The 559-nt window shown below is 46.5% G+C and carries 1 protein-coding gene; it reads left to right on the top strand.

The annotated features are described in order from the left end of the window. On the top strand, window positions 1-559 hold a 559-nt coding region (locus tag B3182_RS10875), incomplete at both ends, for a cbb3-type cytochrome c oxidase subunit I (protein WP_292752745.1).

Raw genomic sequence — 559 nt, 5'->3', positions numbered from 1 at the left:
TCCAATACACCGCATTACCTGACTGGACCGGTTCTCTGGGTGCCGCCATTTCATTAGCCATGATCATTCCATCATGGGGCGGGGCATTAAATGGGATGTTTACACTTAGTGGGGCATGGGACAAACTTCGGACAGACTATATTTTGCGTTTTCTCATTGTGTCTCTCGCCTTTTACGCAATGTCCACTTTCGAAGGACCGGTAATGGCATCTAAAACGGTCAATGCGTTATCACATTACACAGACTGGACAATTGGGCATGTGCACTCAGGCGCTTTAGGGTGGGTCGCCATGGTTTCAATTGGCGCGCTTTATCATATGGTTGAACGGATGTGGAATACCACCATGTTCTCTGTCAGGTTGGTGAATGTCCATTTCTGGTTGGCCACCATAGGCACAGCTATTTATATCACCTCTATGTGGGTGGCTGGAATCATGCAAGGTTTAATGTGGCGTGCCTATGACGAGTATGGGAATTTGTCTTATACCTTTGTAGAGTCCGTGGCACAGATGCATCCTTATTACATTATGCGAGCCATGGGAGGATTTATATTCTTTTG

The organism is Methylophaga sp. UBA4204 (assembly GCF_002379485.1).
Classification (GTDB): domain Bacteria; phylum Pseudomonadota; class Gammaproteobacteria; order Nitrosococcales; family Methylophagaceae; genus Methylophaga.
Note: the sequence above shows the minus strand (reverse complement) of the source record. Positions and strands in the feature narration are given on the sequence as shown.